Here is a 961-nt window from a genome sequence, read left to right on the forward strand (position 1 = left end):
TTGTTTTTTCATGGTGATTTGATTAAATAAAATAACTGGCAAAAATGCCGAGAAAGTGCATGATGTCGCTATTTTCTATATTGCTTATCATTGGCGGATTTATCAGGTTCAGTCCTGTGTCGTCTGACAAATCAGCTGATATATTACTTGCTGTCAGCTGATAAGTATTCAAACGGTCAGCGGAGCGGTAGATGCCTGTGCTGATCCTTTTGGCAGACTGGGGTATAAATTTCCCATACATATTAGCAAGTACCCCAGAAGACAAGTCAGCAAAAGCAAGGTAGCCAAACAAGCTCACTCTGAAAGGGTAGCGATGTTCTCTAAACTCGACTTCGGCATAGAGCGACTGTTGCAGTTTGGTATCAATGGCTTCCTTGATGGGTTGGGCTATTCTTACCCAGGCCTCAAAGTCTGTTTTATTTGCATAGCTGTGTACCGGGAAGTACTTAATAAACCTATGCCCGGTTTTATAAATTTCCATCCGGATTTTTGGTTCATACTCTTCGTTTATTGCATACAACTCCTGCACTCTGGCACCTGTTGGTTCGTAGCTATCATCCAGGGTTACCTTGCCCAGTATACAGACGTTTGCAGGAGGCGCCTCTTCTGCTACCAAAAACTCCAGGGCATCCTGCCATTTATTCGGCTGGCAATACATCTGGTATTCCTCTCCATTATAATGACTGTTGGGTAGTGAATCAGGTGGAGGAAAACTAAGCACAATATCTCCCACAACCTGCCATTTTTTGCCTTGGCAGATGATTTCGGTTTGGTTGCTCTGGTTGCCAGTGCGTTCACCGTTAAATATAAGGCTGTCACCGAGTGGCTTTTTCAGATCAAAGCCTGCCACAATACCTTCTTCAGTGCCGGGTGCTACCTTGGTATGCCACAACTCCTGATGAAGCACGTCGGCTTGTGTTATTGTATTTACGAGCTTCATTTTCCTGATCTTATGGGGTGA

General features: G+C 44.2%; 1 protein-coding gene. It reads right to left on the minus strand.

The features are described 5' to 3' along the window. Nucleotides 1–22: 22 nt before the first annotated feature. The coding region (locus Q0954_RS34050) for a hypothetical protein (protein ID WP_299466573.1) at nt 23–961 on the minus strand (939 nt) is incomplete at its 5' end.

The organism is uncultured Microscilla sp., assembly GCF_947493425.1.
Taxonomy (GTDB): domain Bacteria; phylum Bacteroidota; class Bacteroidia; order Cytophagales; family Microscillaceae; genus Microscilla.